Raw genomic sequence first — 23,962 nt, 5'->3', positions numbered from 1 at the left:
CGGCAATCGAGGCGGCGGCGACGGTGTCGGCGTTGCTGTCGGCCTGGGCGCGGTCAAGCGATTCACCGGCGCGTTCCAGCAGCGCTTCGGTGGCGCTGAGGCGAATGCTCAGGTGGCCGAAGCTCTTCAGGGTCAGCGGGTCTTCGGTGGCTTTGTCATTGCCGGAATCGATCCACGGGCGGGTCTTGGTGCGCACAAAGTGCAGTGCGTCTTCAAAGGCGGCGCGGGCGATTCCGGTGTCGATGGCGGCGTGGAGGATCTGCGCCAGCGGGCCAACCGTGGTCGGGCGCTCGAAGGCGCTCTGGAACGGGATCACGTCGTGCGCGGCGACCCATACGTTGTCGAACACCACCGAACCGCTGCCGGTGGTGCGCTGGCCAAAGCCGCTCCAGTCGTCGATCACGCTCAAGCCTTCGCTGTCGCGTGGCACAAACGCCAGTTGCTGCACGCCGTGCTCGTCCACCACCGAGGTGGGGATGCGCTGCGCGTAGATCGCGCCGGTGGAGTAGAACTTGCGGCCGGTGATGCGAAAGCCGTCGCCGTCGCGGGTGATCGAGCTCACGCGGTCATGGGCGGTCTTGGTGCCGAGTTCCGCCAGGGCATTGCCGAAGCGCTGGCCGGCGAGCACGTCGGCGTACAGGCGTTGTTGCTGCGCAGGGCTGCCGTTCACACGGAGCACTTCAAGGGCGTAGAAATGGTTCTGCGGGATCTGGCCCAGCGAGGCGTCGGCCTGGGCGATCAGCGCAATGACTTTGGCCAGGGTGACATTGGATACACCGGCGCCACCGTATTCCTTGGGCACGCTGATGCCCCACAGGCCGGAGCGCGAAAACACGTCCAGCTCGGGCAGCGGCAGGCGGCGTTCGCGGTCGCGCTGGGCGCTGTCGCGACGGAAATCTTCGGCCAGGTCGCTGGCGACAATAAGGGCTTGTTCGTCGCTGGTGATGACCGCGACGTGATGAGAAAGCGTCATGAATTTCTCCAGATGTCTGGTCGGTCAGATCCAGGAATGGCGAGCCGGCAAGGTGCCGTTCAGGCGATAGGCGCCCACCGCGTGGTACTTCCAGCGCACCGGGTCGTGCAGGGTGTGCACCCGCGCGTTGCGCCAGTGGCGGTCGAGGTTGAATTCGGCGAGGGTGGCGCGGCTGCCGGCCAGTTCGAAGAGCTTTTCGCTGACCAGCAACGACACCTCAGTGGTCAGCACTTTCGCCTCGGCCACGGCAATCGAAGCGCGCGCAGCGGACTGCGCGGTGATCGGCGCCGCGCTGACCTGGTCCAGCACTTGGCCGGCCTTGCGCAACAGCGCCTCGGCGGCGTGCAGTTCGATTTTCAGCTTGCCGATGTCCGCGATCACATACAGGTCATCGCTGGCGCGTTCGACCTTGGCGTCGACCCATGGCCGCGAGCGTTCGCGCACGAAGGCGATGGTGTCATCCAGCGCACCACGGGCGATGCCTGCGTCGATGGCGGCCTGGATCAATTGCGAGACGGCGCCCTGAATATTCGGGCTTTCACCGATGCGCCAGTTTTCGACCACCAGCTCGGCGTCTACCGGCACCCGCTCCAGCAGCACCGTGCCGCTGGCGGTGGTGCGTTGGCCAAAGCCGGACCAATCGTCGACGATGCGCAGCCCTTCGGTGCCACGCCGTACAAACGCCATGACTTGCTTACCGTCATCGTTGAGTGCCTTGACGGCCACCCAGTGCGCGAACAGCGCGCCGGTGGAGTAGAACTTCTGGCCGCTGATCACGTAGCCGTCGCCCTCGGCGGTAATCCGCGCCTTGAGCTCCAGAGTGTTTTTGGTGCCGCGTTCCGGGCCGCCATTGCCGATGCGCCAGCCGTCGAGGACGCTCTGGAACAGCTGCTTTTTCTGGCGCTCGGTGGCTGCACCCTGCAACAGGTGCAGGATGCCGAAATGGTTCTGCGGAATTTGCCCGAGGGCCGGGTCTGCCGCGCTGATGATCGCGAATACGTCGGCCAGGGTCACAAACGAAACCTGTGGGCCGCCGTATTCGCGGGGAATGGAAATACTGCCCAGCCCGCTGCGGGTGAACTGTTCGATCTGCGCCCACGGCAGCTTGCGCTGCTGGTCGCGCTTGGCCGCTTGCAGGCGTGCAGCCTGGGCCAGCTCATGGGCGGCGCTCAGCGCCTCGGCGTCGTTGCACAGCACGCTGGCCGGCAACAGCAGGGGGGCTACGTCCAGATCACTCTGGGGGGGTGTTAGAGCCAAGTTAGACATCAGCGCCGCTCCTTGGCTGCACGTAATGCCCTGGCGTTATGCACCGGGGTAATTCTGACCATACCGACCTCGCATTCAATGAAATAAAAACAGAAAAATCAGAGATGTCCGGTGGTCCGGTGCATATACCCTAAGCTTGTTAAATATTTAAATAAACTAACTTTTGGGAATATGCATAGAAGGTCTGTTATCCCGGTTCGCAAGGTGACCCGAGGGGGCGAGGTCGATAGCTTTGCGCGGCGGCGGGTGGGCGGGCAGGAACCCAGGGAGCAATGCGCAAAGTACGCGTGGGCGCCCAGCATGAATTGTTGCCCACACGATCCAGAATGCAGTACGTGACCTCCAGCCGGCAGTCATCGCCGGCTTCGACAATCACCGCCGAGGGCACCCATACCTGCACCGCCAGCCCTATGCCCTTGGCGGTAATCTTGGGCAGGTCCATGCGTACATCGCCCCAGCGCAGGGTGATCGCGTCGCCGGTGGTCATGTTCAGGTACGGCTCGATGGTCAGGGGAATGCCACGCCTTACCTGGCTGCTGTTGACGCCATAGCGGCGGATGGTCTCCGGCAAGCCGACGGGGGCGAGGTTCTGGTTTTCGTCGCGGTACAGGTTGGAAGGCTGGCCACCCGGGTAGTCGGTCTTGACGCGCACTTGCGTCACCGCCGAGCGCGCAGGGCCGTGGCCGATCTGCAGAACCTGATAGTGAACCCGCGCCGTTCCATCCTGCACAAAGCTCTCCGGTACGCGCAGGCGCGTGGGTGTGCCGACTTTGCCTGCCGTGACTCGGCGTGACGCGGCAAAGCAGTTATTCCAGAACAGCTCGATCAGGTCGCCTTCATCCATGCCCGGATAGGGCGCGATGTCGACTTGCAGGTGAGCGGCGGCGAGGGCATTGATGCCGTTTCGAAGAGCCTGTGGCAACGTCGGGGGGGTGAGCATGGCCGGGGTTGCAGTGCGCGTCATAAGTAATCTCCTTGATGCAGCCAGCAGCAATCGCTCCGGCCCCTTGGCGCAGGTGTGCGTTGGGAGCCGAAAGAACGATTCAGTGAATAGCCGGGATAGGATCCAATCCTCTGGGTGCTAGATAAGAGGGTTGGCCCAGGGGCGTCAATGGCGGCAAAGGGCTAAACGGCGGGCTGGCGCAGATTCAGAAGGGTCTGACTGGGAGGGGTATTTTAGCGGGGACGTGGCGGGGTGTTTTATCGGTGGCGGCTCAGACTGTTTGTAGGAACACCGAATGTGGCGAGGAAGCTTGCACCCGCTGGGCTGCGAGGCGGCCCCGGCGATATTGGGAGCAAGCTCCCTCGCCACAAAAAGTGCAGTGTCAGTGGGCCAAAAACTTGCTCAGGAACTGTTTGGTGCGTTCTTCCCTGGGGTTGGCGAACAAGGCCTTGGCTTCACCTTGCTCCACGATCACACCCTTGTCGAAGAACACCACCCGGTTGGCCACATCCCGGGCGAAGCTCATTTCGTGGGTGACGATCACCATGGTGCGGTTCTCTTCGGCAAGGCTGCGAATGGTCGCCAGCACTTCACCGACCAGCTCCGGGTCCAGGGCCGAGGTGGGTTCGTCGAACAGAATCACCTCCGGCTCCATCGCCAGTGCACGGGCAATCGCCACGCGCTGTTGCTGGCCGCCGGACAAGCGCCGCGGGTAGGCGTTCTCCTTGCCCGCCAGGCCAACCCTGGCCAGCAGCCGACGCCCAAGGGCCTCGGCGGCGTCGCGCGGCATCTTCTTGACCACGGTGGGGCCTTCGATGACGTTTTCCAGCGCCGTGCGGTGGGGGAACAGGTTGAAGTTCTGGAACACAAAACCCACGTGCTGGCGCAGGCGCCGCACCAGGCTTTGCTGCTGGTTGAGCGGCTTGCTGCTGTCGATCTCGATATCACCGACCTTGATGCGGCCGCTGGTGGGTTGCTCGAGGAAGTTCAGGCAGCGCAGGAAGGTGGTCTTGCCGGAACCGCTGGGGCCAATGATGGCGACCACTTCGCCGGCCTTGACCTCAAGGTCGATGCCGTTGAGCACCACCTGACCGTTGAATTGTTTGGTCAGTTTTTCAACCACGATCATGCTCAGGACTCCAGGTCATGCCGGTTGACCCGGTCTTCCAGGCGATTTTGAAAATGCGCCAGGATGCTCGCCAGGATCCAGTAGATCAGGGCGGCGGAGAGGTACATGGTGAAGATTTCGAAGGTGCGTGCCGACACCAGTTGGGCTTGGCGGAACAGTTCGGGCACCTGGATGGTGGCGGCCAGCGCCGTGTCCTTGACCAGCGAGATAAAACTGTTGCCCAACGGCGGCAAAGCCGTGCGCATGGCCTGCGGCAGGATGGCCCGGCGCAGGGTCTGCGCGCGGGTCATGCCGATACTGGCTGCAGCTTCCCATTGGCCGCGTTCGATGGAACTGATCGCAGCGCGCAGGATTTCACAGGCGTAAGCGGCCATGTTCAGCGAAAAGCCGATCAAGGCCGCCGGGATAGGGTCCAGCTCGATGCCCACTTGCGGTAAGCCGTAGTAGATCAGGAACAGCTGTACCAGCAAGGGCGTGCCGCGAAAGAACGACACGTAGACGCGGGCGGTCCAGCTTGCCAGCTTGAAGCGCGACAGGCGCATCAAGGCCAGGCCGAAGCCCAGCAGCAAACCGAAAAACATCCCGCCAAGGCTGAGAATCACCGTGTAATACGCGCCCTTGAGCAGAAAGGGCGCGGAGTCCAGCGCGAGTTGGAAACCTGCTTCCATTATTGAGTGACGTCAGCGTTGAAGTACTTCTCGGACAGCTTCTTCAAGGTGCCGTCGGCGCGCAGTTTGTCGAGGGCCTTGTTCACCGCGTCGAGCAGTTCAGGCTCGCCTTTGCGCAGGGCAATCCCGGCTTCCTGACGCGAGAATGCATCACCGGCGGTGGCCGTGTCCGGGGCTTTCTTGGCGTATTCCAGGGCGGCCAGGCGGTCGATCAGGATCGCGTCGATACGGCCGATGCGCAGGTCCTGGAACTTGGTTGGGTCATCGTTGTAGGTCTTGATAATGGCTTTGGGTTGGTTGTCCTTGAGCCATTGTTCGTAGTTGGTGCCCAGGCCCACACCGACTTTTTTTCCGGCCAGGTCGTTGGCGGTCTTGATGGCGTCTTCGTTCTTCTTCAGCACCAGCGCTTGAATACCCGAGACGGTGTAGGGCTTGGAGAAGTCGTACTTCTTCTTGCGCTCTTCGGAGATGGTCACTTGGTTGACGACGGCGTCCAGGCGCTTGGATTCCAGGGCCGCGAGGATGCCGTCCCACGGCGTGGCTTGCAGCTTGACCTTCACGCCAAGCTCCTTGGCCAGGGCTTCGGACAGCTCGACCTCGAAGCCGCTGAGCTTGCCGCTTTCATCGACGAAGCTGAACGGCGGGTAGGTGCCTTCGAGGCCGATCTTGATCTCGCCGGCCTTTTTGATGGTGCTCAACTGCTCGCCGGCAACCGCCTGGCCCAACCAACCGGCTCCCAGAGCCAGGCCCAATGTGCCTACCAACAAAGTGCGACGGAAAACAGAAATAGTCATGAACAGCCCCTGTGTTTTTTTAGTTGAGCGAAGCAGGTGACGCATTAGTCGTATCCTGCCTTAAAGCGCGGTGCGCGTCTTCGCCTACGGCGCGACTATAAAGCCGCTTTTTAAGACTTGAAAATAATATAAATTAAATCTGTTATTCGATTTTGGAATATTTAGGTGTGTAAATGCGCGAGCGGGCTTTCAGCTGGCTGATGCAGCGACTGACCCATTGCATTCGCGAGCAAGCCCGCTCCCACATTTGTTTGGTGCTCAGTCCGTTAGAACAGCGTCATAAGCAAACAACGCCGGCGCCCCGCCGGTGTGCAGGAAAATGATCGGCCCATCCTCAAACCGCTGACGCCCGATGCCATCGAGCAAGCCGGCCATGGCCTTGCCGGTGTAGACCGGGTCCAGCAGCAGGCCTTCCTGGCTTGCCAGTAACTTGACCGCGGCCAGGGTGCCGGCGTTCGGTTCGCCGTAGCGCGGGCCGAAATATTCATCCCACAGGATCACTTTGAAGGCCTCGGGGATGTCTACGCCGAGCAACTCGGCGGTGCGTTCGGCTAAACCCTGGACTTTCGGGAACTGCGCTTCTTCAGTGCGCGACACGGTGATGCCGATCACCGGCAGATTCGGCAGCACTTCACTCAACGCCAGCGCCAGGCCGCTGTGGGTACCTGCGCTGCCGGACGCCAGCACCACGGCGGAAAATTCGATGCCGCTGGCTTCGATCTGCCCGGCCAGCTCCAGCCCGGCGCGTACATAGCCCAGGGCGCCGAGGGCGTTGGAGCCGCCAATCGGCACCTGATACGGCTGCTTGCCGTTGCTGCGCAGGCGATCGGCGAGGGCGTTCAACTGGTCGTCGACGTTATCGAGGTTCTCCACCAACTCCACCTTGGCGTCGAACAGCTCCAGCAGCAGCCGGTTGCCGTTGCCCAGGTAGTTGGGGTCTTCGGTGCCGGTGGGGTTTTCCAGCAGCGCGACGCAGCCCAGGCCGAGCTTGGCGGCGAGGGCGGCGGTCTGGCGTACGTGGTTGGACTGGATGGCGCCGGCGGTGACGAGCGTGTCGGCACCCTGGGCGATGGCGTCGGCCGCCAGGTATTCGAGCTTGCGCAGCTTGTTGCCGCCCATCGCCAATGGCGTGGTGTCGTCGCGCTTGACGTAGATATCCCGGCCCAACCAGGCCGACAGCCGCTCGAGTTTTTCCAAGGCAGTGGCGCCGCCCAGCAGTTCCAGGCGATTAAAACGGTCGAGCTGTTGTTTGATCATGGCTACGCACAGTTATTAAGTATTGGGGCGACTATAGGCAGGCACTTTTCATCGGGCAACCGCCAATCACTTATTCCCGCCGGTTCTGAGTATCGCACCATTGGTTCTTAAGGCCGGCCGGGGTGCATACCGTAAAGTGAGGGCCATTTCGTCAGGAGTGAATACCGTGAGTGAGCGTTCCAGTCATTGGCAATTACAGACCATCGTCAGCCAACTGCGCGACGCCCGGGACCAGTGGCGAACGCGCAATGGGCGCTTGAGTGGCGAACACGGCGGTCGCGAATTGCCGTCGCGTGAAGCCGTGGCGCAGATCCTCGAAGCGCTGTGCGGTGCGTTGTTTCCCATGCGCCTGGGGCCCGTCGATTTGCGTGAAGAAAGCGAGGATTTCTACGTCGGGCATACCCTCGATGTCGCGTTGAATGCGCTGCTGGCTCAAGCCCGCCTGGAGCTGCGCTATGCCGCACGCCAGGGCGGCCAGGATGACAGTGCGGTCGATGCCCTGGCGATCCGCCTGATCCAGGATTTCGCCCTGGCGCTGCCATCCCTGCGCAGCCTGTTGGACACCGATGTGTTGGCGGCCTATCACGGCGACCCGGCTGCGCGCAGTGTGGACGAAGTGCTGCTGTGCTATCCGGGGATCCTGGCGGTGATTCACCATCGCCTGGCGCACCACCTGTACCGCGCCGGGTTGCCGCTGCTGGCGCGGATCAGTGCGGAAATCGCGCACTCGGCCACCGGCATCGACATTCACCCAGGCGCGCAGATTGGCCCGAGTTTCTTCATCGACCACGGGACGGGTGTGGTGATCGGCGAAACCGCGATCATCGGCGAGCGCGTACGTATCTACCAGGCCGTGACCTTGGGCGCCAAGCGCTTCCCGGCAGATGAGGATGGGCAGTTGCAGAAGGGCCACCCGCGCCACCCCATCGTGGAAGACGATGTGGTGATTTACGCCGGGGCGACGATTCTGGGGCGCATCACCATCGGCAAGGGTTCGACCATCGGCGGCAATGTGTGGCTGACCCGCAGCGTGCCGGCGGAGGCGAACATTACGCAGGCGAATTTGCAGCATGACGATGGGGCGCAAAAGTAAAGAACCTGCACAAAGCCACTGGGGGAGGGGGCCAGCCCCCTGCCACATTTTTAACTGAGTTATAGCTTGAAGTTGCTGAACGATTTCTTCCTCTCGCCCGTCATACCTTTCCTTGAGCTAGTGTAGGAATTACCTACCACTCAGCCGTGCGATTAGTCCAAAACCGCCTTCTTATGTTTAACTTGAACGTTCGTTCAAGTTAAACCCGGTGGTTCGCTGCCCGCTCACAACAGGAGGCTTACCTTTGCTGAGTCCGTTATTTACAGCCACATCCCACACCCCAGGGGTGCATCGTTCATGAGTGCATCGTCCACCCCATCCAGCGGCCAAGTGCGCATGAACGCGCCGGTCTTCTACTTTGCCGCCAGCTTCATCCTGCTGTTCGGCATCACTGTCATCGCTATCCCGCAACAGGCCGGTGCCTGGTTGCTGGCGGCGCAAAACTGGGCGGCCAACACGGTCGGCTGGTACTACATGCTGGCGATGACGCTGTATCTGGTCTTCGTGGTGGTCACCGCGCTATCGGGCTACGGCAAGATAAAACTCGGTGCCGACCACGACGAGCCCGAATTCAGTTACCTGTCCTGGGCCGGCATGCTGTTCGCCGCCGGGATCAGCATCACGCTGTTCTTCTTCTGCGTCTCCGAGCCGCTGACACACCTGGTGCAACCGCCCCAGGGCGCGCCGATGAACGCCGATGCGGCCCGCCAGGCCATGCAGATTCTGTTTCTGCACTGGGGCCTGCACGGTTGGGGCGTGTTCGCGTTTGTCGGCATGGCCCTGGCGTACTTCGCCTACCGGCATAACCTGCCGCTGGCGCTGCGTTCGGCGCTATACCCGCTGATCGGTAAGCGCATCAACGGCCCTATCGGCTATGCCGTGGATGGCTTCGGCATCATCGCCACGGTGTTCGGCCTGGGTGCCGACATGGGTTTCGGCGTGCTGCACCTCAACTCCGGCCTCGACTACCTGTTCGGCATTGCCCACACCCAGTGGATCCAGGTCGGGTTGATCACCCTGATGATGGGCGCCGCGATCCTGGTTGCTGTCTCGGGTGTCGACAAAGGCGTGCGGGTGATGTCCGACATCAACATGCTGCTGGCCTGTGCGCTGCTGCTGTTCGTATTGTTCGCCGGGCCCACCCAGCACTTGCTCAATACCCTGATCCAGAACATTGGTGATTACCTGGGCGCGCTGCCGACCAAGAGTTTCGATGTGTACGCCTACGACAAACCCAGCGACTGGCTGGGCGGTTGGACGGTGTTCTACTGGGCCTGGTGGATTGCATGGTCGCCGTTTGTAGGCCTGTTTATCGCACGTATTTCCCGTGGCCGGACCATCCGCGAATTCGTGTTTGGCGTGCTGCTGATTCCGCTGGGCTTTACCCTGGCGTGGATGTCGATCTTCGGCAACAGCGCCATCGACCAGGTGCTCAACCACGGGCTGACGGCACTCGGGCAGTCGGCCATCGATGACCCGTCGATGAGCCTCTACCTGTTGCTGGAAACCTACCCCTGGAGCAAAACCGTGATCGCGGTCACGGTGTTTATCAGCTTCGTGTTCTTCGTCACCTCGGCCGACTCCGGTACGGTGGTGCTGTCGACCTTGTCGTCCAAAGGCGGCAACGCCGATGAAGACGGGCCGAAATGGCTGCGGGTGTTCTGGGGCGCGATGACCGCGCTGGTCACCAGTGCCCTGCTGTTTGCCGGCAGCATCGACTCGCTGAAATCCGCGGTGGTGCTGACCTCGCTGCCGTTCTCGCTGATCCTGCTGTTGATGATGTGGGGGCTGCACAAGGCGTTCCACCTGGAGTCGCAGAAGCAGATCGCCCAGCTGCATTCGCTGGCACCGGTATCGGGCTCGCGCAAGGGCACTGGCGGTTGGCGTCAGCGCTTGAGCCAGGCGGTGCATTTCCCGTCGCGAGATGAGGTGTACCGCTTCCTCGAGACCACGGTGCGCCCGGCGATCGAAGAAGTGACGGCGGTGTTTGTCGAAAAAGGCCTCAGCGTCGTCACCCAGCCCGACCCGGCCAATGACAACGTCAGCCTGGAAATCGGCCACGGCGAAGAGCATCCGTTCGTTTACCAGGTGCAGATGCGCGGCTATTTCACGCCGTCCTTTGCGCGCGGTGGCATGGGTTCCAAACAGCTCAACAACCGTCGCTACTACCGCGCCGAAGTGCACTTGAGTGAGGGCAGCCAGGACTACGATCTGGTCGGCTACACCAAGGAGCAGATCATCAACGACATCCTCGACCAGTACGAGCGTCACCTGCAGTTCCTGCACTTGGTGCGTTGACCGCCACTGTTATCGAAAACTCCCCGCAAAGCCCCGTTCTACGGGGCTTTCTTAAATTTAATTTCATCCGTCGAAGCGCCGTTTTGACGCGCAACTGTCATCTGGCCACTGCGTAATTGTGTGAAGCGTTTGACGCTTTCATTTCAGCACAGTGACGGAGACCGGTAACAATGAAGACGTTAATAAGCCCCATGGTGGGTGCCGCCATGGCGAGCTTTATGCTGTCCGCCCACGCTGATTTTATCGATGACAGCCACGCCGACGTGACCCTGCTCAATCGCTATCTCAACCAGCAGGGGCGGGATGTGGTGAACAGCAACGCCAAGGCCCACAGCATTCGCGATTGGGGCCAGGGTTTCGAGTTCAACTTCAAGTCCGGCTACACCGCGGGGCCGCTGGGTTTCGGCCTGGACTTGCAGGCGTTCTACGGCTTGAAACTCGACTCCGGTGGCGACCTCAACGACAAGGCCCACCAGAGCCGCTACCCCGGCAGCATGTTCCCGCTGGACAACGGCAAGTCCGCCGACCAGTTCGGCGTGCTCAGCCCGACGTTCAAGATGCGCTTTGCCAAGGACGAGTTGCGCGTCGGTACCCTGTACGGCAACAACCCGATACTGGCCAACACTGACGGCCGTCTGTACCAGCAGACCAATACCGGCGTGCAACTGGTGTCCAAGGACCTGACCGACTTCACCTTTACCGGCGGCGATATCCTCAAGACCAAGATCCGTAACGAAACCGGCGACCAGGGCATGATCACCGCGGGTGGCACCCAGGAGAGTGATCGCTTCCTGTTCGGCGGTGCGGATTACACCGGTATTCAGAACACCACCGTCAGCCTCTGGTACTCCAATCTCGAGGATTACTACCAGCAGTTCTTCCTCGGTGCGAAACGCCATGACGCCTTGTCGGTCGGTGCCATCGAAACCGATGTGCGGGTGTTCCGCAGCCTGGGCGTGGGCGGCAATGCCGATGGCGACAAAGACTTCGCGGCGGCGGGCCTGTACTGCGACGGCGTGAACAAAGGACGCATCAACCAGACCACCGCCAGCTTGCTTGAAAGTTATAGCCTGGACGGCCATACCGTCGGCCTGGGCATCCAGAAAAACAGCGGCGACAGCGACTTCCCCTACCTCGACTCCGGCCTGAACAGCGGCGACAACCGCCAGGGCCCCGGCTCAGGCGCCGACACCCCGGCATTGACCAATATGCAACTGAACAAATTCCAGCACGCCGGCGAGCGTACCTGGCTGGCGCAGTACAAATATGATTTCGGCAAGCTCGGCCTTAATGGTCTGACGTTCTCGGCCGCCTATGCCCACGGCGACGACATCCGCACCGCGCAAGGCACCACCAGCGAATGGGAGCGAAACGTCGCCGTGGCCTATCAAGTGCCCACCGGTACCCTCAAGGGCCTCGGTGTGACCTGGAAAAACGCCCACGCCAGCCCGGACATTACCGGTGCCACCGTGCAAGATGAAAACCGCTTTTATGTCAGCTATGTCGTTCCACTCTGGTAGGCAATTGCTGTAAAACGGAAAGGCAGACTTAAGCGATTCAGCTGGTTAAAAGGCCTGGGAATATGGTTATTCCCAGGCCTTATTTGCCTACGTCCAAGAGAGGATTCGATGACTTACATTGCTGCCGAAAACCGCTATGAATCTATCCCGTACCGCCGCGTAGGCCGCAGTGGATTGGTGCTGCCCGCACTGTCCCTGGGGCTGTGGCACAACTTTGGCGACAGCACCCCGATCGACACCCAGCGCGCCCTGCTGCGCACCGCGTTCGACCTGGGCATCAACCACTTCGACCTGGCCAACAACTACGGCCCGCCGTATGGCAGCGCCGAGATCAACTTCGGTCGTTTGCTGCGCGAAGACTTCAAGCACTACCGTGACGAATTGATCATCTCCAGCAAGGCCGGCTGGGACATGTGGCCCGGCCCTTACGGCCAGGGCGGCGGCTCGCGCAAATACATCCTGGCGAGCCTGGACCAGAGCCTGCAACGCCTGGGTGTCGACTATGTGGACATTTTCTACTCGCACCGTTTTGACGCCGACACCCCACTGGAAGAAACCGCCAGCGCCCTCGCCACCGCCGTGCAACAGGGCAAGGCGTTGTACATCGGCATCTCGTCTTATTCCGGGGTAAAAACCCGCGAAATCGCAGCTTTGCTCAAAGAGTGGAAAGTGCCGTTGCTAATCCACCAGCCGGCCTACAACCTGCTCAATCGCTGGGTGGAAAAAGACCTGCTGGACACCACCGACGAGCTCGGCGCCGGGGTGATTGCCTTCACGCCGCTGGCCCAGGGTTTGCTCACCGACAAGTACCTCAATGGCGTACCCGCCGATGCGCGGGTAAACCGTCCGGGCGGCGGTTCGTTGCAGGCCAAGCACCTGTCCGAAGCCAACATCGCCCACGTCCGCGCGCTCAACGAAATCGCCCAGCGACGCGGCCAAAGCCTGGCGCAACTGGCGCTGGCCTGGACCCTGCGCGACCCACGGGTGACCAGCGCGCTGATCGGTGCCAGCCGGCCGGAGCAGATCATCGAGAACGTCGGGGCGTTGAAGAACCTGAGCTTCAGTGCGCAAGAGCTGGCGGAGATCGATCGGTTTGCGCAGGAAGGCGGGATTAACTTGTGGGAAAAGCCCTCCACCGCTGAGTAACCTGACACCACTGGGTCAATGTGGGAGGGGGCAAGCCCCCTCCCACATTTGATTTGCAGTGTCGTTTAGAAGGGCACATCCCCCAAGATCGTCGCCCGATGCATCACCCGCCGCTGCGGCCGGTAGTCATCCACCGCGTAATGCTGGGTCACGCGGTTGTCCCAGAACGCCACATCATTTTCCTGCCAGCGCCAACGAATGGTGAATTCCGGGCGAGTGGCATGCGCAAACAGCAGCTTCAAAATCGCTTCGCTCTCCGCCGGTTCGAGCTCATTGATTTTGGTGGTGAACCCCTCACTGACAAACAGCGACTTGCGCCCGCTCACTGGATGCGTGCGCACCACTGGGTGCGACAGCGGTGGGTTCTTCTTGCGGGTTTCTTCCCAGCGCGCCAGGTCTTCAGCGGTGTTGCCGAAGCGCTCCAGCGGGAAGGACTTGGTGAAATCGTGGGTCGCCGTCAGGCCATCGAGCAAACGCTTGAGCGGCTCGGACAGCGCCTCATACGCCGCAATGCCACTGGCCCACAACGTGTCGCCACCGAACGCCGGCAGCTGCTTGGCGCTGAGCACCGCGCCGAGGGCCGGGGTGGGCAGGAAGGTCACGTCGGTGTGCCACACGGCGTTGTCGCGCACGTCGGTCACGGCGGTGTCGAGGATCAGCACTTCAGGCTGTTCCGGCACGTTGGGGTAGATCGGGTGGATGTGCAGGTCGCCGAAGTTCGCCGCGAACCGCGCCTGTTGCTGCGGGGTGATCGGTTGGCCACGAAAGAACAGCACCGAGTGCGTGAGCAACGCCTGTTCGACGGCGTCGCGCTGCTCGGGGTTCAGCGGCTGGGTGATATCGACGCCACTGATCTCGGCGCCCAGGGCGGTGCTTAGCGGGGTAACGGTCAGGCTGCTCATGCTGTTCTCACTCAGTGTGCCTGGCCATGCCATGGCACCAGTTTGCGCTGCAGGGCGCGCAGGCCCATTTCCATGGCGAAGGCGATCAGGGCGATCACCAGAATCCCCAGCACCACCACATCGGTGACCAGGAACTGCGCCGCCGACTGCACCATAAAACCCAGGCCGCTGGTGGCTGCGATCAGCTCGGCGGCGACCAATGTCGACCAGCCAACCCCCAGGCCGATGCGTACACCGGTGAGGATGTCGGGCAGGGCGCTCGGCAGGATCACATGGCGAATCAGCTGCGCGCGGGTGGCGCCCAGCGACTGCGCAGCACGCAGCTTGGCCGGGTCGACGGTGCGCACGCCGGTCGCCGTCGCGATGGCGATCGGCGCGAAGATCGCCAGGTAAATCAGCAGGACCTTGGACAGCTCGCCGATACCGCACCAGATCACGATCAGCGGCAGGTAGGCCAGCGGCGGGATCGGCCGGTAAAACTCGATCAACGGGTCGAGAATGCCGCGCGCAATACGGTTCGAACCGATGGCAATCCCCACCGGCACGGCGGTCAACACAGCAAAGCCCAGGCCCAGGCCGATACGGCTGAGGCTCGCGCCCAGGTGCTGCCACAAGGTCGAATCCATATAGCCCGTGGTCGCCAGCAGCCAGCCTTTTTGCAGCACCGCGGAGGGCGGCGGCAGGAACAGTGGTTCGATCAAGCCGGTGGCGGTCACGGCCCACCAGATCGCCAGCAAGGCGACCAGCGTGAGCAGGCTGATCCAGCGCGTGCTCACGCGGCGGCGCACCGGGATAACCGCATGTGCCACCGGCTTGGCGGTGGTGGCGGGGAGTTCGTAGCTGCTCATGCGCACACCTGCCGTTGCGAGAACACCTTGCCCAGCACGTGTTCGCGGGTTTCGATAAAGCGCGGGTCGGACTTGATCGCCCGCGCCGATTCACCGGCGGCGTAGCGTTGGCCGAAGTCCAGGTGCAGGCGTTCGACGATCTGGCCGGGGTTGGGCGCCAGCAGGATCAGGTCGGTGGCGAGGAACACCGCTTCTTCAATGTCGTGGGTAATCAGGAACACCGGCTTGGCCGTGCGCCGCCAGACTTGCAGCAGCAGCTCCTGCATCTGTTCGCGGGTGAAGGCATCGAGGGCGCCGAAGGGTTCATCCATCAGCAATACGCGTGGGTCGGCCGCCAGGGCGCGGGCCAGGCCCACGCGTTGCTTCTGGCCACCGGAGAGCTGCCAGATACGCCGGCTGTCGAAGCCGGCCAGGTCCACCAGCGCGAGCATTTCCCGGGCGCGCACTTCGCGTTGCGCCTTGGGCACGCCAGCCAGCTCCAGGCCAAAACCGACATTGGCCAGCACGTCCTGCCAGGGCAGCAGGGCGTCGTCCTGGAACACCACGCCACGTTCGGCGCTGGGGCCTTTGACCGGCACGCCGTCGAGGGTAATGCGCCCGGCAGAAGGTTCGACAAAGCCGGCAATCAGGTTCAATAGCGAAGTCTTGCCACTGCCGGACGGGCCTAGGGCCACCAGCAGTTGCTGGGGCCCCAGGTCGAGCGAAATGTCAGACAGTACCGGTTCTGTGGCGCCTGGGTACTGTGCGCTGATGCGCTCCAGTTGTAGCAAGGCCATCGCGATGAACTCCTTAAATCAGTTAGTGATGAACTTGGCGCTGACGTACGGGGCGTAGTCCGGCAGCACGGCGTCGACCTTGCCTTGTTCCTTGAGGAACGCGGCGGTATCGGTCACAGCTTTGGTGGTCGGTGCGCCCAGCAGAGTTACCTGGTCAGCGGCCAGCGGGTAGACGTTGCCTTGCAGCAGCAGTGGAATGTCACTGGCCTTGGCGCCGGAGAGCTTCACCAGTTTGTCGACATTGCCTTTATCGGCGAGCCAGGCTTGTGGGTCTTTGCGGTAGGCGGCGTAGGCGTCCAGGGTGACCTTGGCAAAGGCCGTGACGATTTCCGGGTGCTTCTCGGCAAAATCCTTACGCACGATCCACGCATCGAAGGTCGGCGCGCCGAACTTGGCCAGTTCGCCGGAGGTAATCAGCACCTTGCCGTTTTCCTTGGCCACGCCCAGGGCGGGGTCCCATACGTAAGTGGCGTCGATATCGCCGCGCTTCCAGGCGGCGATGATTGCCGGTGGCGCGAGGTTGAGGATGGTCACTTTCGACGGGTCGATGTTCCAGTGCTTCAGCGCGGCCAGCAGGCTGTAGTGGCCGGTGGACACGAACGGCACGGCGACTTTCTTGCCGATCAGGTCCTGCGGGCTGTTGATCCCCGAACCGTTGCGCGCCACCAGGGCTTCGGCCCCGCCGATCTGAGTGGCGACAAGGAAGGTTTCCACCGGCACCTTGCGGGTGATCGCAGCGGTCAGCGGGCTCGAGCCGAGGTAGCCGATCTGCACGTCGCCGGAAGCGATGGCGGCGATGATGTCGGCGCCATTGTCGAATTTGCGCCAGTCGATCTTGGCGTTGGTGGCTTTTTCATAGGCGCCGTCGGCCTGGGCGACTTTGGCCGGGTCCACGGTGGTCTGGTAAGCGATGGTTACATCCGCCGCCTGGGCAAACAGGCTGGCACCGGCCAGGGACAATGCGGCCAAGAGGCGCAGAGGGGTAAGCAGTTTCAAGGGGAAGCTCCTCAATCAGGCGGCCGGAGGTCGGCGTGTGAGGAGACTAAATGATCTAAGAATCCGAAAATAAATAACATTTTCGAATTAGCTTATGAGAAGAAAAGTGGAATTCGGTCCTCAGGCTGAGGAGAGCAACTGTGGGAGCTGGCTTGCCTGCGATGCAGACAACTCGGTATTCCAGATAGACCGAGTTGATGCTATCGCAAGCAAGCCAGCTCCCGCATGGACGGCGTCAGGCGTTAGTTGCTGATGGCCAGAATGCTCGCCTGGTAGGACCCGACAAACACATCGAAATCACCCACTTCGTTCTTTTCCAGCTCCGCCTGCTGTGCCAGCGACGTACGTGCCAGCTCTTCAAAGCGTGCTTGTTCCTCGGCAGCCAATGGCTCGCTGCGGAAGTACTCGGCATGCACCTCGCTCTGATGCAGGGAGAACTGCGCAAAACTCTCTTTGCGCTCGGCCATCGCCGCCAGCACCTGGGCTGAAGGAGTCAGGGACGGGTCCTTGATCTTGGCCAACTGGGCGTCGAGCGCCTGGCTGTGTTCGGTGATGCCGTGGCTCTCGTCGAGCAAGGCGGCCAGGGGGGCGATCTGCTCGAGCAGCTCGGTGGCCCATTCCCTCATGTCCACGGCTTGGCCCTTGCGCTGCAATTGCAGGCCGGGGCGGCGGCCTTCCTTGACCACGCTGAGGAAGTTCGACGTCGCGTTACCGCACTCGTTATCGGCGAACAGCGGGCTGTCGTTCAGCGCGCAGTACAGCAGGAACGCATCGAGGAAGCGCGACTCCGGCAGGTCGATGCCCATCGGCAGGAACGGGTTGATGTCCAGGCAACGCACTTCAATGTACTGAATGCCACGGGCCACCAGCGCCTGGATCGGCCGCTCGCCGGTGTAGGTCACGCGCTTGGGGCGGATGTTGGAGTAGTACTCGTTTTCGATCTGCAGGATGTTGGTGTTGAGCTGCACCCACTCACCGTCCTTGTGCGTGCCGACTTCGACGTAGGGCGCGTAGGGCGTTGCCACCGCTTCACGCAGGCTGTCGGTGTAGCTGGGCAGGTCGTTGTAGCACGGCGTCAGGCCGGCCTGGGCATTGCTCTGGTAACCCAGGTCGCTCATGCGCAGGCTGGTGGCGTAGGGCAGGTAGAGCGTGTCGGCGTCGAGCACTTCGAGCTGGTGCGAGCGACCGCGCAGGAACCCGGCGTCCAGGGCCGGTGAGGCACCAAACAGGTACATCAGCAGCCAGCTGTAGCGGCGGAAGTTACGGATCAGCGCAATATAGGCGGTTGATTGATAGTCGCGGTCGGTGCCGACGAAGCCCTCAGTCTCCTTGAGCAACGGCCACAACGCTTCCGGCAGGGAAAAGTTGTAGTGGATGCCGGCAATGCACTGCATGGTCTTGCCGTAACGCAGGGCCAGGCCCTTGCGGTACACGTACTTGAGCTGTCCGATATTGGAGGTGCCGTAGTAGGCAATCGGAATATCTTCCTCGGCCGGCAACGGGCACGGCATCGAAGGGCTCCACAGGTATTCGCTGCCGAGCTTGGTGTAGGCAAAGCGGTGGATCTTGTCCAGGCTGCTCAGGGTATCGGCCGGGTTGGGCAGGGCTGGGGTAATAAACTCCAGCAACGATTCCGAGTAGTCGGTGGTGATCTGTTCGTGGGTCAACGCGGCACCCAGGGCTTCAGGATGCGGCGTTTGCGCCAGGCGACCCTCAGCCGTGACGCGTAGGCATTCCCGCTCGATGCCGTGCAAGCATTGCTCCAGCAGGGAGAGGTGTTCGCGCTTGCCAAGCAGGGCCAGGCGGCGGTTGAGAAGTTCGCTCAAGTTGGATTCCTTCACGCGTCGGTCGCCCTAATATGGGGGTGGGCAGGACGGTCTACAAGGGTGAAGTTAAAACTGGCGTTATCGCCTGGTTTTGAGTCGATTTGACCCGCTTTGAAAAAGCCTACTTCACTCCATGAATTGGGCTATAGCGCAGCAAGAAAATTCCGACGCTGTTGTTGCAGCGCCGAAATTAACTCAAATCGAGGGTGGGGAGCTATAGGACAGCGAAGGTGCCCTGCGCTTTTGCGACAAGTCGTTCGCCTTGGTACACATCGGCCTCGACCACCAACGTGCGTCGACCGGCGTGAATCACCCGGCTGGTGCACAGCACGTCGCCGTCTTCCACGGCGCGGATGTAGTTGATCTTGCACTCGATGGTCGCGCTCTGCTGGTCAAACCCGTGGGAACTGGAACAGGCCAGCCCCATGGTGATGTCCACCAGGCTGAAAATCGCCCCGCCGTGGAGCTTGCCTGCGCGGTTGCGCAGGTGCGGCTCCAGGGTCAGGGCCACCTCGGCAACGCCCTCATCCAGGCGTTGCAGGCGGCAGCCGATCAGCTCGCTGAATGCGCTCTGGGTCAAGCCGGCTGGGATTTCCATCAACGCTTCTTCAACTGTTTGGCGTTGGCGAAGAGCGAGGCCATGGCGTTGTTGCTTGGCGCTGCGGTCGCGGTTTCCTTGCGCGGTGCGCTGCTTTGCGCCTGGCGCGGTGCCGAGCCAGGGCGTGCACCGCGGGCGCCGTCGATTTTCTCGCCGGGGGTGTCGCTCATGCGCATCGACAGGCCGACGCGTTTGCGCGGGATGTCGACTTCCATGACCTTGACCTTCACCACGTCGCCGGCCTTGACCGCTTCGCGCGGGTCCTTGATGAACTTCTCCGAAAGCGCAGAAATGTGCACCAAACCGTCCTGATGCACGCCGATATCCACAAACGCGCCGAAGTTGGTCACGTTGGTGACGACGCCTTCCAGAATCATGCCCAGTTGCAGGTCCTTGAGGTCTTCGACGCCGTCCTGGAATTCGGCGGTCTTGAATTCAGGGCGTGGGTCGCGGCCGGGTTTTTCCAGCTCTTGCAGGATGTCGGTGATGGTCGGCACGCCGAAGGTTTCGTCGGTGTACTTCTTCGGGTCCAGGCGCTTGAGGAACGCGGCGTCGCCGATCAGCGAGCGGATGTCGCGGTCGGTCTCGGCGGCAATGCGCTGCACCAGCGGGTAGGCTTCCGGGTGAACGGCCGAGGCATCCAGCGGGTTATCGCCGTTCATTACGCGTAGGAAGCCAGCGGCCTGTTCGAAGGTTTTTTCACCCAGGCGTGCGACTTTTTTCAGCGCAGCACGGGTTTTGAATGCGCCGTTTTCGTCGCGGTGGGTGACGATATTTTGCGCCAATGTTGAGTTGAGACCGGAAATACGCGCCAGCAGCGCGACCGAGGCCGTGTTCACGTCCACGCCGACTTTGTTCACGCAGTCTTCCACCACTGCGTCCAGGCCGCGCGCCAGTTTCAGCTGCGACACATCGTGCTGGTACTGGCCGACGCCGATGGATTTCGGGTCGATCTTCACCAGTTCGGCCAGCGGGTCCTGCAGGCGACGGGCGATGGACACCGCGCCACGGATCGACACGTCGAGGTCCGGGAATTCCTTGGAAGCCAGTTCCGACGCGGAGTACACCGAGGCGCCGGCCTCGGAGACCATGACCTTGGTCATCTTCATGGCTGGGTATTTTTTGATCAGTTCGGCGGCCAGCTTGTCGGTTTCACGGCTGGCGGTGCCGTTGCCGATAGCGATCAGGTCTACCGAGTGCTTGGCGCACAGGGCGGCCAGGATCGCCAGGGTCTGGTCCCACTTGTTGTGCGGCACGTGCGGGTACACGGTAGCGTGGTCCAGCAACTTGCCGGTGGCGTCGACCACCGCGACCTTGCAGCCGGTACGCAGGCCCGGGTCGAGGCCCAGAGTGGCGCGCGGGCCGGCCGGAGCGGCGAGCAGCAGGTCATGCAGGTTGTGTGCGAAAACGTTGATCGCCTCGGTTTCGGCGCCGTCGCGCAGTTCGCCGAGCAGGTCGGTTTCCAGGTGGGTGTAGAGCTTGACCTTCCAGGTCCAGCGCACCACTTCACCAAGCCACTTGTCCGCAGGACGGTTCTGATTCTGGATGCCGAATTGTTGACCGATCATGCCTTCGCACGGGTGCATGGTGCCCGGCAGTTCGTCGCCGACTTTCAGCGCGGAGCTGAGAATGCCTTCGTTGCGGCCACGGAAAATTGCCAGGGCGCGGTGGGACGGCATGCTTTTCAGCGGCTCGTCATGTTCGAAGTAATCGCGGAACTTGGCGCCTTCTTCCTCTTTGCCGGCAATCACGCGGGCGCTGATCGTGGCTTCCTGCTTGAGGTAGGTGCGCAGTTTTTCCAGCAGGCTGGCGTCTTCGGCGAAGCGCTCCATCAGGATGTACTTGGCGCCTTCGAGGGCAGCCTTGACGTCGGCGACGCCTTTTTCCGCATCGATGAAGCGCGCGGCTTCGGTTTCCGGGGTCAGCGAAGGGTCGTTGAACAGGCCGTCGGCCAATTCGCCCAGGCCGGCTTCCAGGGCGATCTGGCCCTTGGTGCGACGCTTCTGTTTGTAGGGCAGGTACAAATCTTCGAGGCGGGTCTTGGTGTCGGCGAGCTTGATGTCGCGCTCGAGTTGCGGGGTCAGCTTGCCCTGTTCCTCGATGCTGGCGAGGATGCTGATGCGCCGTTCGTCGAGTTCTCGCAGGTAGCGCAGGCGCTCTTCCAGGTGACGCAGTTGGATGTCGTCGAGGCTGCCGGTGACTTCTTTACGGTAACGGGCGATGAAAGGCACCGTGGAGCCTTCATCCAGTAGAGCGACGGCCGCTTCGACCTGTTGTGGGCGTACACCGAGTTCCTCGGCGATGCGGCTGTTGATGCTGTCCATAAAACCACCTGAAATTCTGAAAGCAGCTCGCAAGCCCGGAAATCAAGGCGTTGCGAGGCTGGTTGAGCGGCCCAGTCGGCGCCGCTGCCTGGGTCAAGAGGCAGCCTATTGACCCTCGAAATCGGAAAATTGCTGCTCGCCGCGGAAAAAGCGAACGAGGCAGTAAGCAGTAAAGTCTGACATTACCCTGCACAAAGGCGGCGCATTATAACCAGCGTTCTGCCCCCGGTGGGGATTGCGCCGCAGGTTGCAGGGCACGGGTTCGCTGGCGGTAGAGGAAAAATCTGCTAACAATGCACACGGTGCGTATAACGGCAGCTACGCCATAATGCGCGCCGAGATAAGAGGAGCATCTAATGAGCAGCACTGCACAAACTGCTGAAGGCGAAAAAATTCTCATCGTTGACGACGATCCGGGGCTGAGCAGCCTGCTGGAGCGTTTTTTCAACTCCAAGGGCTATCGCGCCCGCGCGGTGCCGAACACCGAGCAGATGGACCGCCTGTTGGGGCGTGAAGTGTTCAATCTGGTCGTGCTCGACCTGATGCTGCCCGGCGAAGACGGCCTGACCGCCTGCAAACGCCTGCGCGGCGCTAACAATCAGATTCCGATCATCATGCTCACCGCCAAGGGCGACGAGCTGAGCCGTATCAAAGGCCTCGAGCTGGGCGCTGATGACTACCTGGCCAAGCCGTTCAACCCTGACGAGTTGATGGCCCGGGTCAAAGCCGTATTGCGTCGCCAGGCTGCCCCGGTTCCGGGCGCGCCAGGCAGCGAAGATGAGAGCGTCACCTTTGGTGACTACGAACTCTCGCTGGCTACCCGCGAGCTCAAGCGTGGTGAAGAAGTGCACATGCTCACCACCGGCGAATTCGCGGTACTCAAGGCCCTGGTAATGAACGCACGCCAGCCGCTGACCCGCGACAAGCTGATGAACCTGGCCCGTGGCCGGGAGTGGGATGCCCTTGAGCGCTCTATCGACGTGCAGATCTCGCGTCTGCGTCGGATGATCGAGCCGGACCCGTCCAAACCAAGGTATATCCAGACGGTATGGGGCGTGGGTTATGTGTTTGTGCCGGATGGCACCGCAACCAAGTGATCGATGATTTGCAGGGCGGGCATTCCGGCGTTTGACTCCATGAGGGTCGACGGGATGCCTGCTGTCTGCAATTCTGCGTGCGCCGCTCGTTCCTGCAAGGTGTTTAGCCGTCCTCTATGAAAACCCCGCTGTGGTTCCCGCAAAGTTTCTTCTCTCGCACCCTATGGCTGGTGCTGATTGTCGTTCTGTTCTCCAAGGCACTAACGCTGGTTTATCTGTTGATGAACGAAGACGTGCTGGTGGATCGGCAGTACAGCCACGGTGTCGCCCTGACGCTACGTGCGTATTGGGCAGTAGACCCTGAGAACCGCGAAAAGGTAGCCAAGGCCTCGACGTTGATTCGCGTTGACGGCGCCGGCGTGCCGGAAGGCGAGCAGCACTGGCCCTACAGCGAGATCTACCAGCGCCAGATGCAAGCCGAACTGGGAGAGGACACCGAAGTGCGCTTGCGCATGCATGTTTCACCTGCGCTGTGGGTGAGGGCGCCGAGCCTGGGGGATGCCTGGATCAAGGTGCCGCTGTACCCGCATCCGTTACGGGGGCAGAAGATCTGGAACGTGCTGGGCTGGTTCCTGGCCATCGGGCTGCTTTCAACGGCTTCGGCGTGGATTTTCGTGCGTCAGCTCAATCAACCACTCAAGCGCCTGGTGTTTGCCGCGCGTCAGCTGGGGCAGGGGCGCAGTGTGCGCCTGCCGGTCAGCGATACACCCAGCGAGATGACCGAGGTGTACGGCGCCTTCAACCAGATGGCGGAGGATGTCGAACAGGCCGGGCGCGAACGCGAGCTGATGCTCGCCGGGGTGTCCCATGACTTGCGTACGCCGTTGACGCGATTGCGCCTGTCCCTAGAGTTGATGGGCAACCATACCGACCTCACCGATGACATGGTTCGCGATATCGAGGACATGGACGCGATTCTCGACCAGTTCCTGGCATTTATCCGCGATGGCCGCGATGAAGTGGTGGAGGAAGTCGACTTGACCGACCTGGTGCGTGAAGTGGTCGCGCCCTACAACCAGAACGGTGAACAGGTGCGCATGCGCCTGGAACCGATCCAGCCGTTTGCATTACGCAGGGTGTCAATGAAGCGCCTGTTGAACAACCTGATCGGCAACGCCTTGCACCACGCCGGCTCGGATGTGGAAGTGGCGGCGTACGTATCCGGTGACAGCACTGCGCCCTATGTGGTGTTGAGCGTGATGGACCGAGGTGCGGGGATCGATCCGGACGAGCTGGAAGGCATTTTCAACCCCTTCACCCGTGGCGACCGCGCGCGGGGCGGCAAAGGCACCGGCCTGGGTCTGGCGATTGTGCGGCGGATTGCCTCGATGCATGGCGGCAATGTCGAGCTGCGCAATCGGGAAGAAGGCGGGTTGGAAGCACGGGTGCGGCTACCGCTTGGTCTGATGTTGCCAAGAGACGCGGTCTGACAAGCGACAGAAATCAAATATGGGAGCGGGCTTGCTCGCGAAGGCAGTGTGTCAGTCGACAGATGTATTGACTGATTC

Annotated in this window: 20 protein-coding genes; 6 read left to right on the top strand and 14 right to left on the bottom strand. The window is 61.8% G+C overall.

Annotation, left to right across the window (positions count from 1 at the left end):
- The 7 genes from WBR57_RS28455 to WBR57_RS28425 form a co-directional block, all read right to left on the bottom strand.
- The coding region (locus WBR57_RS28455) for an SfnB family sulfur acquisition oxidoreductase (RefSeq protein WP_424088614.1) at positions 1–973 on the bottom strand (973 nt) is incomplete at its 3' end.
- Between the two features lie 24 nt (positions 974–997).
- Entirely contained in the window at positions 998–2,239 is a 1,242-nt protein-coding gene (locus WBR57_RS28450; RefSeq protein WP_424088612.1) for an SfnB family sulfur acquisition oxidoreductase, read from the bottom strand.
- Between the two features lie 187 nt (positions 2,240–2,426).
- Positions 2,427–3,203, bottom strand: a complete 777-nt coding sequence (locus WBR57_RS28445) for a hypothetical protein (protein ID WP_424088610.1) — start codon at positions 3,201–3,203, stop codon at positions 2,427–2,429.
- A 361-nt stretch (positions 3,204–3,564) separates the two neighbouring features.
- Positions 3,565–4,311 (bottom strand): L-cystine ABC transporter ATP-binding protein TcyN, encoded by a 747-nt coding sequence (tcyN, locus tag WBR57_RS28440; RefSeq protein WP_424088608.1) that lies wholly within the window; start codon positions 4,309–4,311, stop codon positions 3,565–3,567.
- Between the two features lie 2 nt (positions 4,312–4,313).
- Complete coding sequence (gene tcyL / locus WBR57_RS28435) at positions 4,314–4,979, bottom strand: cystine ABC transporter permease (RefSeq protein ID WP_016972173.1); 666 nt, start codon at positions 4,977–4,979, stop codon at positions 4,314–4,316.
- Complete coding sequence (gene tcyJ, locus WBR57_RS28430; protein ID WP_424088606.1) at positions 4,979–5,773, bottom strand: cystine ABC transporter substrate-binding protein; 795 nt, start codon at positions 5,771–5,773, stop codon at positions 4,979–4,981. The genes tcyL and tcyJ overlap by 1 nt, the downstream gene beginning before the upstream one ends.
- Positions 5,774–6,031: 258 nt before the next feature.
- The gene (locus WBR57_RS28425) at positions 6,032–7,030 is read right to left on the bottom strand and encodes a D-cysteine desulfhydrase (protein WP_424088604.1); all 999 of its coding nucleotides are present in this window, start codon (positions 7,028–7,030) and stop codon (positions 6,032–6,034) included.
- 166 nt (positions 7,031–7,196) lie between these two features.
- On the opposite strand from WBR57_RS28425, the gene epsC reads away from it, so the two are divergent.
- The 4 genes from epsC (at position 7,197) to mgrA (ending at position 13,087) form a co-directional block, all read left to right on the top strand.
- Positions 7,197–8,123 carry a serine O-acetyltransferase EpsC gene (gene epsC, locus WBR57_RS28420; protein ID WP_424088602.1) on the top strand — a complete coding sequence of 309 codons (927 nt, stop codon included), beginning with the start codon at positions 7,197–7,199 and terminating at the stop codon, positions 8,121–8,123.
- A 336-nt stretch (positions 8,124–8,459) separates the two neighbouring features.
- Positions 8,460–10,421, top strand: coding sequence for a choline transporter BetT (betT, locus tag WBR57_RS28415; RefSeq protein ID WP_424088618.1), 1,962 nt, complete (start codon positions 8,460–8,462; stop codon positions 10,419–10,421).
- Between the two features lie 191 nt (positions 10,422–10,612).
- Complete coding sequence (locus WBR57_RS28410) at positions 10,613–11,941, top strand: OprD family outer membrane porin (protein WP_424088616.1); 1,329 nt, start codon at positions 10,613–10,615, stop codon at positions 11,939–11,941.
- Between the two features lie 108 nt (positions 11,942–12,049).
- Positions 12,050–13,087 carry an L-glyceraldehyde 3-phosphate reductase gene (gene mgrA, locus WBR57_RS28405; RefSeq protein WP_424088600.1) on the top strand — a complete coding sequence of 346 codons (1,038 nt, stop codon included), beginning with the start codon at positions 12,050–12,052 and terminating at the stop codon, positions 13,085–13,087.
- 65 nt (positions 13,088–13,152) lie between these two features.
- Here mgrA and tauD read toward each other — a convergent pair whose 3' ends face one another.
- From tauD to WBR57_RS28370, 7 genes are all read right to left on the bottom strand, one after another.
- Positions 13,153–13,989, bottom strand: coding sequence for a taurine dioxygenase (gene tauD / locus WBR57_RS28400; RefSeq protein WP_424088598.1), 837 nt, complete (start codon positions 13,987–13,989; stop codon positions 13,153–13,155).
- A gap of 11 nt (positions 13,990–14,000) precedes the next feature.
- Positions 14,001–14,837, bottom strand: a complete 837-nt coding sequence (gene tauC / locus WBR57_RS28395) for a taurine ABC transporter permease TauC (RefSeq protein ID WP_424088596.1) — start codon at positions 14,835–14,837, stop codon at positions 14,001–14,003.
- Entirely contained in the window at positions 14,834–15,613 is a 780-nt protein-coding gene (gene tauB / locus WBR57_RS28390; protein WP_053255740.1) for a taurine ABC transporter ATP-binding subunit, read from the bottom strand. The genes tauC and tauB overlap by 4 nt, the downstream gene beginning before the upstream one ends.
- 18 nt (positions 15,614–15,631) lie before the next feature.
- Positions 15,632–16,609 (bottom strand): taurine ABC transporter substrate-binding protein, encoded by a 978-nt coding sequence (gene tauA, locus WBR57_RS28385; protein WP_122774939.1) that lies wholly within the window; start codon positions 16,607–16,609, stop codon positions 15,632–15,634.
- Positions 16,610–16,851: 242 nt separating this feature from the next.
- On the bottom strand, positions 16,852–18,435 hold the full coding sequence (gene gshA / locus WBR57_RS28380; protein WP_424088592.1) for a glutamate--cysteine ligase: 1,584 nt from the start codon (positions 18,433–18,435) through the stop codon (positions 16,852–16,854).
- 214 nt (positions 18,436–18,649) lie between these two features.
- Entirely contained in the window at positions 18,650–19,033 is a 384-nt protein-coding gene (locus WBR57_RS28375) for a PaaI family thioesterase (RefSeq protein WP_116627575.1), read from the bottom strand.
- Entirely contained in the window at positions 19,033–21,357 is a 2,325-nt protein-coding gene (locus WBR57_RS28370; RefSeq protein ID WP_424088590.1) for a Tex family protein, read from the bottom strand. The genes WBR57_RS28375 and WBR57_RS28370 overlap by 1 nt, the downstream gene beginning before the upstream one ends.
- Positions 21,358–21,713: 356 nt before the next feature.
- Here WBR57_RS28370 and ompR point away from each other — a divergent pair, with 356 nt between their 5' ends.
- Both ompR and WBR57_RS28360 read left to right on the top strand, forming a co-directional pair.
- On the top strand, positions 21,714–22,454 hold the full coding sequence (gene ompR, locus WBR57_RS28365) for a two-component system response regulator OmpR (RefSeq protein WP_053255745.1): 741 nt from the start codon (positions 21,714–21,716) through the stop codon (positions 22,452–22,454).
- Positions 22,455–22,570: 116 nt separating this feature from the next.
- Positions 22,571–23,884: an ATP-binding protein gene (locus tag WBR57_RS28360; RefSeq protein WP_122537900.1), complete on the top strand. Its 1,314-nt coding sequence runs from the start codon at positions 22,571–22,573 to the stop codon at positions 23,882–23,884.
- The last annotated feature ends 78 nt before the right edge of the window (positions 23,885–23,962 follow it).

Source organism: Pseudomonas sp. (assembly GCF_049590575.1).
Lineage (GTDB): Bacteria > Pseudomonadota > Gammaproteobacteria > Pseudomonadales > Pseudomonadaceae > Aquipseudomonas.
The sequence above is the reverse complement of the archived record's forward strand: the minus strand, read 5'-3'. Positions and strand labels throughout refer to the sequence as shown.